Raw genomic sequence first — 14,528 nt, 5'->3', positions numbered from 1 at the left:
AAGGCATGTTGATTCCCCATCGGCGGCACATGGCTGTCCTGGTGGTGGGAATCCTCGCGCTTCTGCTGCTCAGCAATCTGGTGCCGGACCCCGCAGGGCGCGGCATCTGGCGCGGCGGGCAGAAGCCAGCCGACGCCTCATGGGTCCAGCGCATGCACGGGCGCCTTCAGCAGTTCGGCTTCTATTTTCAGGATAATTTCGGGTTCCGCGCCAGCCTTCCCGTGCTGCGCGAAGATATCCGGCATTGGGCGGCGTCGCAGGACAGCGACCTCGTGTACACCGGCCGCGACGGCCAGTTGTTCTGGGCCGGACAGTCGGCCCCGGCGCAATCGGCCGGCGCGCTCTACCGAAAGGCGGCGGTGGAGCGGTTCGCCATGGTGGCGATGGCACTACAGCGCGAACTGACGCCGGATGGCACCAAGGTGGTGGTCGCGGTGCCCCCGAACGCCCAGTCGGTGGACATCGCGGATCTGCCAGTGTGGAACGACAAGCTACCGCCGCGCCCGACCGAATATTCCCTCATGCTTGAGGAGTTGAAGATCCGAGGCATCGCGGCGGTCGATCTGCGCGAAGTGCTGCGCCAGTCGCCGGACAACAGGCGTTTTCTCCCCAACGACACCCATTGGACCAGCCTCAGCAGCGTCCTGGCCTTCAATGCCACGATGCGCGCGGCGGGATTACCGGATTGGCAGTTGGACGTCACGAAAGTGGTCGGGCCGGTGGCGCCATATCCGCTGGGTGATCTTGCCCGCAGTTTGCGGCGCACACCCCAGCATCCCGATGAAAACCAGATATTGAACCTGAAGGACACCGGCGCGCCGTCGCCCTTCGTTTTCAGGGCCCCGCACGAAATCAAGCAGTTCAACGGCTACGCGCTTCGCTACGCGGACAGCGGGCCACGCGTTCTGATCCTGGGGGATTCGTATTCGATCCGCATCTGGCCGCTGCTGTTCGCCTATACGCCAGCGGCAGAGGTGGGGTGGATGCATTTCAGCCGGACGATCTATGGCAGCTGCGATTTCGACTTCAACGAGGTGAAGCGATTCAAGCCGGATCTCTTGATCATCGCGCGGGCCGAGCGGCTGTTCCCCTGCCTGAACGGCGCCTGGCCGTCTCATCTTCCCCTGCCTTATTAAGGCGGGGCGGCGGCCTCAGAGGGCGAAACTGGTTCCGCAGCCGCAGGAGGCGGTGGCCTGAGGATTGTCGATCTTGAAGGCCGCGCCGATCAGATCGTCCACGAAATCCAGGCGCGAGCCGGAGAGATAGTCCAGCGACACCTTGTCCACGACGATGGTTGCGCCGGCTTTCTCGATCACCAGATCCTCCTGGTCCCGCTCGCGCGTGACGTCGAAGCGATACTGGAAACCGGAGCATCCGCCGCCTTCCACACTCACGCGGAGCACGCTTTCCGGCGCCTCGCCCGACAGGATCTCGCTGATCCGGCGCGCGGCGCTTTCGGTCACGGTGAGGGTGGGTTCGAGTGCGACATCCACAGCGGGCATCCCGGAATTCGGCGGTTGATCCTTCAATTGCATGATAGTTAAGTGCGCGCGCAAGGAAGTTAAAGAGGGACGGGGGTTGAGGATGGCGGTTGCGGGTGGCCGGCCGCGCGTTTCTTGGGCGAGCGATCCTTTCAAGACACGCGGGCGCCTGTATCCCGAGCCTGATGATTCCCGGAACCCCTTCCGGCGCGATTGCGACCGCATCATCCATTCCACGGCGTTCCGCCGCCTGAAATACAAGACCCAGGTCTTCGTGTTCCACGAGGGCGATCATTTCCGCACCCGCCTCTCCCATACGCTTGAGGTGGCGCAGGTGGCACGCTCGATCGCCCGCGCGCTGGGGCTGGACGAGGATCTGGCCGAGGCGCTGGCGCTGGCGCACGATCTCGGCCACCCGCCTTTCGCCCATGCCGGAGAGCGCGCGCTGAACGCCTGTCTGGTCGGCTACGGCGGATTCGATCACAACGCCCAGTCCCTGCGGGTGGTAACGCGCCTGGAACGACGCTACGCCGCCTTCGACGGTCTGAACCTCACCTGGGAGACGCTGGAAGGCATAGCCAAGCACAATGGCCCGCTGACCGATATGTCCGGCAAAGGGACCGGGCGTTACGCCGAGGGGCTGCCGCACGCGGTCGTGGTTCATTCCGCAGCCCAGGACCTGGAACTCCACCAGCACGCTGGGCCGGAGGCACAGGTGGCTTCGATCTCCGACGACATCGCCTATGACATTCACGACCTCGACGACGGTTTGCGCGCCGGCTTCTTTTCGTTAGAGGACATCGCCGCCCTGCCGCTGGTGGGTGAGGCTCTGGAAGAGGTGAGGGGCCTTTATCCGGAGCTTGAACGCAACCGGATCGGCACCGAGGTGATGCGCCGCGTCATTACCCGCTTGATCGAGGATGTGGTGCGCGAGAGCGATGCACGCGCCGTCGCCAGCGGGGTTGGATCGGCAGCGCAGGTGCGCGCCTTTGGGCGCCCGCTCATCGCCTTCTCCGATTCCATGCGGGAGGCGGAAGCGGCCATCAAGACCTTCCTGTTCGCCCGCATGTATCGGCACGCACGCGTCCAGCGCGTCATGGACGAGGCGATGCAGGTGTTGCGTGACCTGTTCGGGCATTTCATCGCCCATCCCACCGATCTGCCGGAAGGGTGGAGCGAAGGCGTGGACGCTGCCGATACCCTTCGTCTCACGCGTCGGGTGGCGGACTATATTGCCGGCATGACGGACCGCTACGCCCTCGACCAGCATGCCCGCTTTTTTGACTTAACCCCGGATTTGCGTTAGGCGCCGGCTGGTTTCATCACATTGGGCAGGTCCATGAACGTCTACGCGATCTTCGCCGATCATGTGCGAGCCGCCGTCGCCGCTCTGGCGGGCGAAGGGCTTGTGCCGGAAGGGCTCGACCTCGCGCGCATCGTCGTGGAGCCGCCGCGCGACCTCGCAAACGGCGATCTCGCCACCAATGCGGCTATGGTTTTGGCCAAGGACGCCAAGGCGAAGCCGCGTGATCTCGCCGTCCTCATTGCCGCCCGGCTTGAGGGACTGGCCGATGTGACAAAGGTGGACGTCGCTGGCCCCGGCTTCATCAACATCTCGCTGAACCAAGCGTTCTGGCCCGGCGTACTTGGTGCACTGCTGCGCGACAGCGCGGGCTTCGGCCGATCAACTCTCGGCGCTGCGCGGCCCGTGAACGTCGAATATGTCTCCGCCAATCCCACCGGCCCGATGCATGTGGGCCATTGCCGGGGCGCGGTGTTCGGCGACGCCATGGCGAGCCTTCTGGCCTATGCCGGCTTCAAGGTGACACGGGAATATTACATTAACGACGCTGGCGCCCAGGTGGACGTGCTGGCCCGCTCCGCCTTCCTGCGCTATCGCGAAGCGCTCGGCGAGACCATCGGCACTATCCCCGAGGGGCTCTATCCCGGCGATTATCTGGTTCCAGTTGGCGAGGCGCTGGCCAAGGAGTATGGCGCCGCACTCGTTGCCCTGCCCGAGGCGGAATGGCTGCCGGTGATCCGCGACGTGGCCATCAGCGCCATGATGGGCATGATCCGCGAGGATCTGGCTGCGCTCGGCATCGACTTCGACGTGTTCTTCTCGGAGCGGTCGCTGACCCAGGGGGGCGACAAGGTTGGCTCGACCATTCAGCAGTTGCGGAGCACCGGCGAGGTCTACCAGGGCAGCCTCCCGCCGCCCAAGGGCGCGCCGATCGAGGATTGGGAAGACCGCGAGCAGACCCTGTTCCGATCCACCGCCTTTGGCGACGATGTGGACCGCCCGCTGGTGAAGTCGGACGGCAGCTACACCTATTTCGCCAGCGACATCGCCTACCACAAGGACAAGTTCGACCGCGGCTTCAGCCGTATGATCGACGTGTGGGGCGCGGACCACGGCGGCTATGTGAAGCGCATGCAGGCGGCGGTGAAGGCTGTGACCTCAGGCCAGGCCAGCCTGGACATCGAACTGTGCCAGTTGGTGCGCCTGACCCGCAACGGCGAGCCCGTGCGTATGTCGAAGCGCTCAGGCTCGTTCGTAACCCTGCGCGAAGTGGTGGACGAGGTGGGGCGCGATGCCGTCCGCTTCATGATGCTGTTCCGGAAGAACGACGCCCCGCTCGACTTCGATCTTGCCAAGGTCATCGAGCAGTCACGCGAAAACCCGGTTTTCTACGTTCAATATGCGAACGCCCGAGCGCATTCGATTCTCCGCAATGCGCGCGAGCGGTATCCTGACCTTCCCACCGAGGTCGGCGTCTACGCCCATGCCCCGCTCACCCGCCTGGATGACGCGGGCGAGACCGGCCTGATGATGCGTCTTGCCGGCTGGCCGCGGCTGATTGAGCAGGCCGCAGCGGCGCGCGAGCCTCATCGCGTCGCATTCTTCCTGTATGAATTGGCAAGTGAGTTCCACGGGCAGTGGAATCGCGGAAAAGACTTGCCTCATTTACGCTTCATTATGGAGAATGATCGAGAGTTGACCATGGCGCGTCTGGCCTTGGTGCATGGCGTCGCCACGGTCCTAGCCTCGGGGCTGAAGTTGCTGGGGGTCGAGGCCGTCGAAGAAATGAAATGACCGTTGTTCGGGCCGGTGCCCGAACACGCTCGCCGGCTGGGCCGGGCAGCGGTCGCATAGCCAGTCTCTGACATGGTTGAGGCAAAATGGTCGACGAAAGCAGCTTCCGCTATCGGCGTGACGACGGCTACGCGGGCCAATCTTCCGGCTCTCGCACCGCGTCTGCTGGACAGAATTCCGATGACGCGCTCGCGGAACTCGCCCGACTGATCGGCGAGGAAGATCCGTTTGCCGATTTTGGTGAGGTCGCCGCCGATCCGGTGCCGCAGGCGCGCCCGGCCCGTGCCGAGGCGCCGCCACGTCCGCAGTTCGCGGCTCCCCCGGTCGAACGGCGTTTCGAGGATTGGCAGCCCGGTCGTCGCACCACCCGCGACCCCGCCGAGCCCACCAGCTTCCGCGAGCCGACAACCCTGCGCGAGCCAACGACGCTCCGCGAGCCAACGACCCTTCGTGAGCCGACCGCATTGCGTGAACCCGCGCCGCCGCGCGAACAGACTGTTCCGCGCGAGACTACAGTGCGGGGCCGTTTGCCTGACACTTCGGGTTGGGAAGGCACCGAAAGCGAGACCCGCAGGCCCACTCTTGATGCCCAGCAGAGCACCGTGCGCTCCGGATACGGCTCGCTCGCGGCGCGCAAGCCCGATACGCCCACCCAGGACACGCCCACCGTAACACGACCGGCTGCGGCGACACAGCGCGAGAATGAAGACCACCCCGACGACGCTTATGCCTACGGCGCCGAAAGCGACCGGGACGGCTATGAGGAATATGACGACACTTACGATCCTGCCTTTGGCGAGGAGGGCTACATGCCCCCGCACGGCGAGGACGTTTACGAAATGGAACCGCGCCGCCGTCGCGGCCGGGTGGCGCTGATCGCCGTTGCGGCGATCGTCGGCCTGAGCGTCGCCGCCACGGCGGGCGTGTTCGCCTTCCGCATGGTTGGTGGCGGCTCGGGAAGCAGCGCCAGTTCGGAGACCGCGCCGGTCATCAAGGCTGACACCAGCCCCAGTAAGGTTGCGGGGCCCACTCCCACAAGCCAGGGCAGCGACGGCCAGAAGCTGATTTACGACCGCGTGGGCGGCACACCCGGCCAGGAGCGTGTCGTGCCACGCGAAGAGCAGCCGGTGGACGTGAACGCCGCTGCCGCTGCTGCTGCGAACGCGCAGCCCTTGCCGACCGATCCAAAGAAGGTTCGCACCGTCGCGGTGCGCGCCGATGGTTCAATCGTGCCTTCGGCGACGCCGACGGCCGGTATGGCACCGCAGCGCGTGGTCGCGGGCGCCGCCCCCACCGCATATGCACCCACGCAGAACCCCGTTCCCGGCGGAATTCCCGCACCCAGGACCGTGACAACCACCAGCACCACCGGCCAGGGTGTGCCCGTGGCCGCCGCCCCGCCACCCGTCCAGCAGGCCGCAGTCACGCCTCCGGCAGCGACGGCTGCGGGTAGCTATGTGGTCCAGGTGTCCTCTCAGAAGTCAGAGGCCGACGCCATGGGCTCCTGGAAGGTGCTCCAGGGCCGCTATCCCCAGCTTCTGGGAAGCTACAAGGCGACGGTGCGCAAGGCCGACCTTGGCGACAAGGGCATTTTCTACCGGGCGCAGGTCGGGCCGTTCAACACCCGCGACGACGCCACGAACCTGTGCAACTCGCTCACGGCCCAGGGCGGCACCTGTATCGTCACCAAGAACTGATCTTCGTGAATGGGCTTCAGCCTATTCCCTACGCGCTGCGGCGCCCCCTCTCCCGCTCGCGGGAGAGGGGATAACGCACACAACTCAGGTCGACTTGAGCTGCACACCGAGGCGGCCGGCGACATCCTGAACATATTGCCAGGCGGTGCGGCCGGAACGGGAGCCGCGGGTGGTGGCCCATTCCAGCGCTTCGGGGCGCCATTTCTCCTCCGGGAGCGGCAAGGCGTGATGCGTCACATATGCGGACACCATGTCGAGATATTCGTCCTGGCTGCATTTGTGGAAGCCGAGCCACAACCCGAAGCGGTCCGATAGAGACACCTTCTCCTCGATCGCCTCGCCGGGATTGATGGCGGTCGCCCGTTCGTTGTCCATCATATCGCGGGGCATCAGGTGCCTGCGGTTAGAGGTCGCGTAGAAGATCACATTGTCCGGCCGTCCCTCGATGCCGCCTTCGAGAACGGCTTTGAGCGATTTGTAGGTGGTGTCGTCGGAATCGAATGAAAGATCGTCGCAGAACACGATGAAGCGGTGCTGAGAGGATCGCATCTGCGTCATGAGTTCCGGCAGGCTGTCGATGTCCTCACGGTGGATTTCCACCAACTTCAGCCGCCCACCCGCTGCGCCGCCCGCAACGGTCCCGTTCACATGGGCATGAGCCGCCTTCACGAGCGAGCTTTTGCCCATGCCGCGTGCGCCCCACAGCAGGGCGTTGTTGGCGGAAAGACCGCGCGCGAATCGCTCCGTGTTCTCCACCAACTGGTCGCGGACCCGGTCGATGCCGTGCAGCAGTTCCATTTCGACCCGGTTCACTCGGGGTACCGGCTCGCAGCGGGGCGGCTCGGTATGCCACACGAAGGCGTCGGCCGCCTCGAAGTCGGGCTCCGGCACGCGCGCCGGGGCGAGGCGCTCGAGAGCGTCGGCGATGCGCAGCAGCAGCGCATGGGTGGCATCGGAGGCGGCGGGCGTATCTGGCGTCATGTCTATCTCCCTGCGAGGGGATTAGCGGGGCAGTGGGCGCGGAACAAGCGGCCGATTCGGGAGGCGCCGCGCAAAGGCATGAGCCAGACGCATGCGAGGATGCGTTCGCAGCCCATGTTGCGCTGCGGCAGGAAATCGTTAACGTCTTGCCAGTCTACTAGTGTCGCTGTCCCGGAGGCTGGGCCGGGCAGCATCCGAGGCCATCTGCGCGCCCTTGCGGGCGCCGGCACCTATGGAGAACGACATGCGAACCACCAGCCTGACCGGCGCCTTTGCGCCGGGTATTTTCCCGTTGATTATCCTGGCTTTGTCGGGGGTACCTGCCGCCGCGCAGGACACGACATCCGTGATCATCAAGCCAAGTCCCCAGAGCGGGGCGCCGGCAAATCTGTCCAACTGGAGTTGGGCCGAACTTGTCGTCGAGCCAGAGCCCGAGGATGCCGGCGAGACGCCATCCTATCTCTCGACGGCCACCACGGCGGGCAATACCGCCCGCGTCCCGGCCGGCACGGGTCTCAACACGCGGGTATCGAAAGTCGCAAATGCCAACGGCACCACGTCGGTCACGGCGGCGGGATCCTTCAAGGACTGGACCTGGACCGAGTTCGGGGTCGACATGTCGCTGACGACCGCGCAGCGGAGCGCGATCCTGCCCTACCAGACCTCGACCGTTACCGGCATGGACGGCTCCGGGGCCGTCGCCTGGGCTCATACAACCCTGCCCGGTGTTTCAAATTTCATGCTGTGGGAGCAGGGCAGCGTGGATGTGCGCGTCAATCCGCAGGATCAGAGCACGCTCGCTACGACGTTCAGCCGCCAATGGGCGCTGAGCGACAGCCTGACGGCCAGCCTCAGCGACAATTATGCCCTGGTTGTCCAGGCAGGTGGTGCGGAGCAGTGGCAGACCGGAAAGACCATGAGCCTCAGCCTCGCCCAATCCGGCACCAGCGTCAGCGTCGGAACGGCCACCAATAGTCTCGACCGTGCCTGGCTTCCTTCGCTGAGCGCCTCACAAAAGCTGATCGGCCCGGTGGTCGTGACCACCACGGTGGCGGACAACGGCGACACCATCAACAAATCCATCACCGCTGGATTTCGCCGCACTTGGTGATTGGGGTGCCGTTCAGCGCCAGATGATGGCTACGAGGAAACGCAGCGCCATCAGCAGTAGAAACAGGCCAAATCCGACCTCCAACTGGCGGCGCGTCAGGGCGTGGGCGATTCTTGCGCCCAGCGGCGCCGTCAGCGCGCTCACAGGCGCCATGCAGGCAAAGCCCAGGACGGAGACATATCCCAGCGAGAACGGCGGCAGGTCCGCCATGTGCGACCAGCCGCCGAGGGCATAGCCGATGACCCCCGGTATGGGGATGATCATGCCGATACCTGCTGCTGTGGCTACAGCAGCGTGGATCGGGACCCCGTAAAGGCTGAGCACGATCGTCGACATGCCCCCGCCGCTGATGCCAATCAGCGACGCGGCGAGGCCAATGAAGAAACCATAAGCCCACATGGCGGGCTTCCCGGGCAGGTGATCGCCAAGCTTCCAGCTTTCGCGGCCGATAATCGACTTGGTGCCCATGAGTCCGCCGATGACCACAAACGCCGCCTGAAGCACCCAGCCTTGCACCACGGCGGCAAGCGCACTTCCCGTGATGATTCCGATGATGGCGGGGACGCTCCACAGCCGGAGGATGCCGGGGATCACGGCCCCCCGCGCCTTATGCGCCCGATAAGACTGGAAAGAGGTGGGGACGATGATGGCGAGCGAGGTGCCGACGCACAATTGCATGCGGATGGTTTCGTCCACGCCGACCGCGCGGAAAACCTCGTAGAGCACTGGCACGATGACCGCACCGCCACCGACCCCGAGCATGCCGGCAAGTATTCCCGTCACCACGCCGCCAAGCAAAAGCGGAAGAACCAGGGAGACAATCTCGCCCCAGGAAAGGGAGGACAGCATCTGAAATGAGCCTTCGGAGGCGGCAGCGGCGGGAAAATCGCCGGGCATTGGGGCGCGAACACTGGCCCAAGGCGCATTGCCCTGTCCAGTTTGCGTAGCGTCAGCTTTTCATCGGTATCCTAGGCGGCGTCGCGACGGGCCGAATGGCGCACATCGTCGACGGCGGTGCGAAGCACATCGAGCCCGGCACCGGGTTGAACGCCTTCCGTCGCAAGCCGGCGGCGAAACCGCCGTGATCCCGGCTGTCCCCCGAACAAGCCCAGCATGTGCCGGGTGATGTCATGCAGCCGTCCGCCCGCTTGGATGTGGGCGGAGATGTAGGGCTCGAAGGCCGCGACCGCCTCGAACGCATCCGCGTGCGGCGCCTCATCGCCGAAAAAGGCGGTGTCCACCTGCAGCAGCAGTTCCGGATTCTGGTAGGCAGCGCGGCCCAGCATCACCCCGTCGAGCCCGGCGCCATTGGCTTGCGCCTGATCGATAGAGGCGAGGCCACCGTTCAGGCTGATCGGCACCTGCGGGAGGCGCACCTTCAGGCGGTGGACGCGGGAATAATCGAGGGGCGGGACCTCGCGATTCTCTTTCGGCGAGAGCCCCTGGAGCCACGCCTTGCGGGCGTGAACGATGAGGGCGTCCACCTTCACCGCCACCAATTGATCGGCGAGGGTGTCGAGCGCCTCTTCCGGATCCTGTTCATCGACGCCGATGCGGCATTTGACGGTGACGGGCAGGGACACCTCGGCCTTCATGGCGGCGATGCAATCCGCCACCAGCGCGGGCTCGCGCATCAGGCAGGCACCAAAATTTCCGCCCTGAACGCGGTCGGACGGGCAGCCGACATTCAGGTTGATCTCGTCGTAGCCGAATTCGGCACAGATCCGCGCCGCTTTGGCCAGCAGGTCTGGATCGCTGCCGCCGAGCTGAACGGCGATGGGGTGCTCGGCCTCAGCGTAGCCCAGCAGCCGCTCCCGATCTCCGTGAATGACAGCGAGCGCCGTGACCATCTCTGTATAGAGCAGCGCGCGGCGCGACAGCGTGCGGTGGAACGAGCGGCAGTGGCGGTCCGACCAGTCCATCATCGGGGCGACGGAGAAGCGGTGGCTTCCAGGGTATGTCGCGAAACTGTCGTTCACTTCAGGCACGGACGGCATGTCTGGCGGGCACTCTTTGCGATTGCGGTGTCGCGCCATTGTAGCACGCTGCTCGATGAATGGAGATGAACGGGAATCTGAACGCAAACGCGATGGTGGCGGCTGATATGCGATTTCGGGGGGAATGCTGCGTTCATTCAACCTGTAATTGGCGGTTAAACGCCTATTTCGGCGGTAGATCGAGGATTACGTAGGGAGAAACGGGTGAATTCAGGTGAATGAAATTTCACCAAAATGGTATTTAGATGCAGTTTCCGGAAAATAATTTTCAGAATCTACCCTCGCATGAGTTGAATATGAAAATTCGTTCATAGAGAGTGCGCCGCATTGGGATTTGGGCGAAGGGCAATCATGGCTACCGGAAAAACGACCACCATCAATTGGGCTTGGGGTACGAACGCGGTTATCACTTTCAATCCAAGCATCGACGTGCTGGATTTCGGCTGGTTTCAGGCCGACCAGTTCACCGTCACGGAAGTGAACGGATCGGTTGTTATCTCGATCCCCTCCAACAACCAGACCTATACGCTCTCAGGCGTCACCCTGAAGCAGCTTTCGCTTACCAATATTTCGGCAAAGGACAGCGGCGCCGCGTCTGAATGGGCGACGGCGCTGTCCTCTGCTGAGGGATCGGGAGGCTCCTCTGGGGGAGGCTCGACGGGCGGAACCACCGGTGGAACGACCGGCGGGACGACGGGTGGGGGCACGACGGGCGGCACCACCGGGGGCGACACCTCGCATGCTGCGACCACCACGGTCATCAACTGGGCGTGGGGCAGCAACACCAAGCTCGATTTCCACCCCGCCACCGACAAGCTGGATTTCGGCTGGTTCCAGGCCGACCAGTTCTCGGTTGCCGAGGTGAACGGCTCGGTCGTCATCTCGATCCCCACCAACAACCAGACCTATACGCTGACCGGCGTCACGCTGGCCCAGCTTTCGCTGACCAATATCGTCGCGAAGGATGCCTCCACCGTCTCCGAGTGGACGACGGCCCTCGGCACCCACACTGGTGGGTCCACGGGCGGGACCACCGGTGGAACAACAGGCGGCACGACTGGGGGCTCGACCGGGGGGACGGAAACCGGGGGCACCACGGGTGGTTCGACGGGCGGCACGACCGGCGGCGGCACCGAGACGACCTATGCGCCGGCCTGGTCTGCCGCGTCTGTCTATACCGCCGGCGACCACGTCAGCATCGGCAACGCCGTCTACACCGCCAACTGGTGGAACCAGAACGACAATCCTTCCACCGACAACGGTGCGGGCCATGTCTGGGCGTTCGTCGGATATATGAGCACGGACCCCGTGGTGCCCGAAGCACCGCAGGACTTGTTCGCCGCCAGCACCAGTGACACCACCACAGTTCTGATCTGGGATGCCGCGGAGGTGCACGGCATCGGCACGGTCTCCGCCTACAATATCTATTCCGGCACCACCCTGGTCGCCACCACCACGGACACGCACTTCAAGGTGACGGGCCTCGACGCCTCGACCACCTACCACTTCACAGTGGTGGCGGTGGATGAGGCCGGCGCATCAGCCCAGGCAACGCCGATCGACGTCACGACCCATGCGGCCGGTACCGACAACATCGATCAGCATTTCTCGCCCTACATCGATATGTCGCTGTCCAGCAGCCAGAACCTGGCGCAGATCGCCCACGATTCCGGCGTCACCGATTTCACCCTCGCCTTCGTTCTCAGTTCCGGCACGAACCAGATCGGCTGGGGCGGGATGGGGACCATCGAGAACGACACGCTGCCGAACGGCTCCAGCATGCTGGAGCAGATCGAAGCCGTGCAGGCCATGGGTGGCAACATCACCATCTCGTTCGGCGGTGCCAATGGGCAGGAGCCGGCGTTGACTTTCACGAGCGTCCAGGCCCTGACCACCGCCTACCAGTCGGTGATCGACCGCTATCATGTGAACTCCCTCGACTTCGATATCGAGGGCGGCGCCATCGCCAACACGGCTGCCAACCACCTGCGTGACCAGGCCCTGGTCGCCTTGGAGGAAGCAAACCCTGATCTTCAGGTATCCTTCACGCTGGCGGTGATGCCGACCGGCCTGACCTGGGACGGCATCAACATTCTCAAGCAAGCCATGGCTGACGGCGTGCACATTGACGTCGTGAACATCATGGCGATGGATTACGGCGCGGCCGCCGACAGTGGCGACATGGGTAAGGATGCGATCAGCGCGGCGCTCGCCACCATCCAGCAGCTCCATGACATCGGGCTCGACGCCAAGGTCGGTATCACGCCGATGATCGGCATCAACGACGTCCAGAGCGAAGTGTTCACGCTGGAAGACGCGCATGAGCTGATGGCCTTCGCGAAGGACAATCCCGACATTGCCTCGATCGGCATGTGGTCCATCGGCCGCGATAACGACAGCGAGATCGGGCACGTTTCGCCGACCGCCAGCGGCATCGAACAGGACCAATATGCCTTCAGCTCGATCTTCGGTTATCTCTGATTAAAGTTGTGTGGGGGAGCGTAGGGCCCGTCGCGCGCAAGCGCGGCGGGCTTTTTCTTGTCCGGCGTTGCACCGCTTCGCCGCGCGATTAAGGTCGCAGCCGCAACGGAGGCGCGATCATGATCAAAATAGTGACCCTTCCCGGCGGGGAAAGCGTTCCAGCCCTCGGGCAGGGCACTTGGTTCATGGGCGAGCAGGCCGCGCGCCGCACCGACGAGATCGCCGCCCTGCGCCTGGGCGTAGAACTAGGTGCGACCCTGATCGACACCGCCGAAATGTATGGCGATGGCCACACCGAGAGCATGGTGGGCGAGGCGCTCGACGGGATACGCAACCAGGTTTTCCTAGTCAGCAAGGTCTATCCGCACAATGCCAGCCGGCGTGGCGTGGTGGAGGCCTGCGAGCGCAGCCTCAAGCGCCTGAACACCGAGCGCATCGACCTCTATCTGCTGCACTGGCGCGGCAACCATCCGTTCGAGGAGACCATTGCCGGATTCGAGGCGCTGCAAAGCGCCGGGAAGATCCGCCACTGGGGCGTCAGCAATCTCGACACCGACGATATGGCGGAGCTTCTGGAGGCCGGCGGCGGCGCGTGCGCGGCCAACCAGATTCTCTACAACCCCCGCCGGCGCGGCCCGGAATTCGACCTGATGCCCTTCTTGGCGCAGCGGGGCATCCCTGTCATGGCATATAGCCCGATCGAGCAGGCCAATCTCCCGCGCGACGGCGCCCTCGGCAGTGTCGCGCGCAAGCACGGCGTCGATCCGTTCCAGGTCGCCCTGAGCTGGGTGATGCGGCGTCCCGACGTTATCGCCATTCCCAAGGCGGGACATCAGGACCATGTGCGCGCCAATATCGCCGCAGCTGCGCTGGTGCTGGATGCTGAGGATTTGGCCGCAATCGATGCGCAATTTCCCCCGCCGCGCCGCAAGCGGTCGCTGGAGATGCTGTGAGGCACCGGCAGCTTAGCGGGCCGGGCCGCGCAGGATCAGCCGGTCGCCTTTGATCTCGAAGCCGTCGAGTCGGGAAAGAAAGGTCATGCCCAGCAGGCTGGTGCGCAGCGCGCCGGGCGCCGAGACGAGCGCGTTGACCTTGCGCTCGGTGATGCCACCGACGCTCAGTCTGTCGAGCGTCACCTGAGCGGCGCGGGTGCGGCCATTGGCGGTCTCCACCGGCACGTCGTAGCGCAGGGTGTCGATGGCAAGTCCGGCCGCCCGGGCGGCCTCTTGGGTCAGCACAACGGCCGAGGCGCCGGTGTCGAGCATCATGGTAATGGATGCATCGTTCACCTGCGTGCGCACCGCGAAGTCTCCATTGGCGGAACGCGCGACCTCAACCGAGCGTGTCGCGCCTCCAGACGCCGCCACATAGCCCGGCACCAGTTCCGACATCACCCGCTCGCCAACCTCCCGGAGTGGGATGCGATAGGTGTAGGCGACGGCGAGGCCGGTGATGATCACACCCCAAAACATGGCGGCCTTGAGTGCCTGCACGAAACGCCCCCGGAACATGCGCCACGCGCCGACGCCCACGACCGCGATCAACGAAAGCTTGACGACGAGGCTAGCGAATTGGCCCAGTTCCAGCCCCATGACCTCGCCCGCATCGTGATTGGCGGCCAGAATCACCACGCCGATTAAAAGGACGGCCAAAAGAACCCAAAGGAAGCGGTCACCGCGCATC

12 protein-coding genes are annotated in these 14,528 nt (G+C 64.6%); 7 read left to right on the top strand and 5 right to left on the bottom strand.

Translation table 11 applies throughout. The annotated features are described in order from the left end of the window. Positions 1–5: 5 nt before the first annotated feature. A complete protein-coding gene (locus ADADO0_RS19500) occupies positions 6–1,136 on the top strand; it encodes an alginate O-acetyltransferase AlgX-related protein (RefSeq protein ID WP_511306868.1) in 1,131 nt (376 codons plus the stop codon). A 15-nt stretch (positions 1,137–1,151) separates the two neighbouring features. Here ADADO0_RS19500 and erpA read toward each other — a convergent pair whose 3' ends face one another. Beyond that, the gene (gene erpA / locus ADADO0_RS19495; RefSeq protein ID WP_511306867.1) at positions 1,152–1,493 is read right to left on the bottom strand and encodes an iron-sulfur cluster insertion protein ErpA; all 342 of its coding nucleotides are present in this window, start codon (positions 1,491–1,493) and stop codon (positions 1,152–1,154) included. Positions 1,494–1,584: 91 nt separating this feature from the next. On the opposite strand from erpA, the gene ADADO0_RS19490 reads away from it, so the two are divergent. The 3 genes from ADADO0_RS19490 to ADADO0_RS19480 all read left to right on the top strand — a co-directional run bounded on the left by ADADO0_RS19490 (position 1,585) and on the right by ADADO0_RS19480 (position 6,275). After that, on the top strand, positions 1,585–2,787 hold the full coding sequence (locus ADADO0_RS19490) for a deoxyguanosinetriphosphate triphosphohydrolase (RefSeq protein WP_511306866.1): 1,203 nt from the start codon (positions 1,585–1,587) through the stop codon (positions 2,785–2,787). Between the two features lie 33 nt (positions 2,788–2,820). Beyond that, positions 2,821–4,578, top strand: coding sequence for an arginine--tRNA ligase (argS, locus tag ADADO0_RS19485; protein ID WP_511306865.1), 1,758 nt, complete (start codon positions 2,821–2,823; stop codon positions 4,576–4,578). Between the two features lie 86 nt (positions 4,579–4,664). After that, a complete protein-coding gene (locus ADADO0_RS19480) occupies positions 4,665–6,275 on the top strand; it encodes an SPOR domain-containing protein (protein ID WP_511306864.1) in 1,611 nt (536 codons plus the stop codon). Between the two features lie 84 nt (positions 6,276–6,359). On the opposite strand, the gene ADADO0_RS19475 is transcribed toward ADADO0_RS19480, so the two are convergent. Next, on the bottom strand, positions 6,360–7,256 hold the full coding sequence (locus ADADO0_RS19475; protein WP_511306863.1) for an ATP-binding protein: 897 nt from the start codon (positions 7,254–7,256) through the stop codon (positions 6,360–6,362). A 244-nt stretch (positions 7,257–7,500) separates the two neighbouring features. On the opposite strand from ADADO0_RS19475, the gene ADADO0_RS19470 reads away from it, so the two are divergent. Then, positions 7,501–8,367, top strand: coding sequence for a hypothetical protein (locus ADADO0_RS19470; protein ID WP_511306862.1), 867 nt, complete (start codon positions 7,501–7,503; stop codon positions 8,365–8,367). Between the two features lie 12 nt (positions 8,368–8,379). Here ADADO0_RS19470 and ADADO0_RS19465 read toward each other — a convergent pair whose 3' ends face one another. After that, positions 8,380–9,216, bottom strand: coding sequence for a sulfite exporter TauE/SafE family protein (locus ADADO0_RS19465; RefSeq protein WP_511306861.1), 837 nt, complete (start codon positions 9,214–9,216; stop codon positions 8,380–8,382). Positions 9,217–9,335: 119 nt separating this feature from the next. Then, complete coding sequence (gene dusA, locus ADADO0_RS19460; protein ID WP_511306860.1) at positions 9,336–10,364, bottom strand: tRNA dihydrouridine(20/20a) synthase DusA; 1,029 nt, start codon at positions 10,362–10,364, stop codon at positions 9,336–9,338. A 351-nt stretch (positions 10,365–10,715) separates the two neighbouring features. Between dusA and ADADO0_RS19455 the strand changes: the two genes are divergently transcribed. Further along, positions 10,716–12,845 carry a fibronectin type III domain-containing protein gene (locus ADADO0_RS19455; protein WP_511306859.1) on the top strand — a complete coding sequence of 710 codons (2,130 nt, stop codon included), beginning with the start codon at positions 10,716–10,718 and terminating at the stop codon, positions 12,843–12,845. A gap of 119 nt (positions 12,846–12,964) precedes the next feature. Continuing rightward, entirely contained in the window at positions 12,965–13,798 is an 834-nt protein-coding gene (locus ADADO0_RS19450; RefSeq protein WP_511306858.1) for an aldo/keto reductase, read from the top strand. A gap of 12 nt (positions 13,799–13,810) precedes the next feature. On the opposite strand, the gene ADADO0_RS19445 is transcribed toward ADADO0_RS19450, so the two are convergent. Then, positions 13,811–14,497 carry a TIGR02281 family clan AA aspartic protease gene (locus ADADO0_RS19445; protein WP_511306857.1) on the bottom strand — a complete coding sequence of 229 codons (687 nt, stop codon included), beginning with the start codon at positions 14,495–14,497 and terminating at the stop codon, positions 13,811–13,813. Positions 14,498–14,528 lie beyond the last annotated feature (31 nt).

Origin of the sequence: Aquabacter sp., assembly GCF_965279295.1 — a bacterium.
Taxonomy (GTDB): domain Bacteria; phylum Pseudomonadota; class Alphaproteobacteria; order Rhizobiales; family Xanthobacteraceae; genus Aquabacter.
Note: the sequence above shows the minus strand (reverse complement) of the source record. Positions and strands in the feature narration are given on the sequence as shown.

Bases quoted from the DNA above. Each gene is read 5' to 3' on its own strand.
- ADADO0_RS19480 (WP_511306864.1), top strand. From the start codon at position 4,665: ATGGTCGACGAAAGCAGCTTCCGCTATCGGCGTGACGACGGCTACGCG.
- ADADO0_RS19450 (WP_511306858.1), top strand. From the start codon at position 12,965: ATGATCAAAATAGTGACCCTTCCCGGCGGGGAAAGCGTTCCAGCCCTC.
- ADADO0_RS19490 (WP_511306866.1), top strand. From the start codon at position 1,585: ATGGCGGTTGCGGGTGGCCGGCCGCGCGTTTCTTGGGCGAGCGATCCT.
- ADADO0_RS19470 (WP_511306862.1), top strand. From the start codon at position 7,501: ATGCGAACCACCAGCCTGACCGGCGCCTTTGCGCCGGGTATTTTCCCG.
- ADADO0_RS19455 (WP_511306859.1), top strand. From the start codon at position 10,716: ATGGCTACCGGAAAAACGACCACCATCAATTGGGCTTGGGGTACGAAC.
- ADADO0_RS19475 (WP_511306863.1), bottom strand. From the start codon at position 7,256: ATGACGCCAGATACGCCCGCCGCCTCCGATGCCACCCATGCGCTGCTG.
- argS (WP_511306865.1), top strand. From the start codon at position 2,821: ATGAACGTCTACGCGATCTTCGCCGATCATGTGCGAGCCGCCGTCGCC.
- dusA (WP_511306860.1), bottom strand. From the start codon at position 10,364: ATGCCGTCCGTGCCTGAAGTGAACGACAGTTTCGCGACATACCCTGGA.
- ADADO0_RS19465 (WP_511306861.1), bottom strand. From the start codon at position 9,216: ATGCTGTCCTCCCTTTCCTGGGGCGAGATTGTCTCCCTGGTTCTTCCG.
- ADADO0_RS19500 (WP_511306868.1), top strand. From the start codon at position 6: ATGTTGATTCCCCATCGGCGGCACATGGCTGTCCTGGTGGTGGGAATC.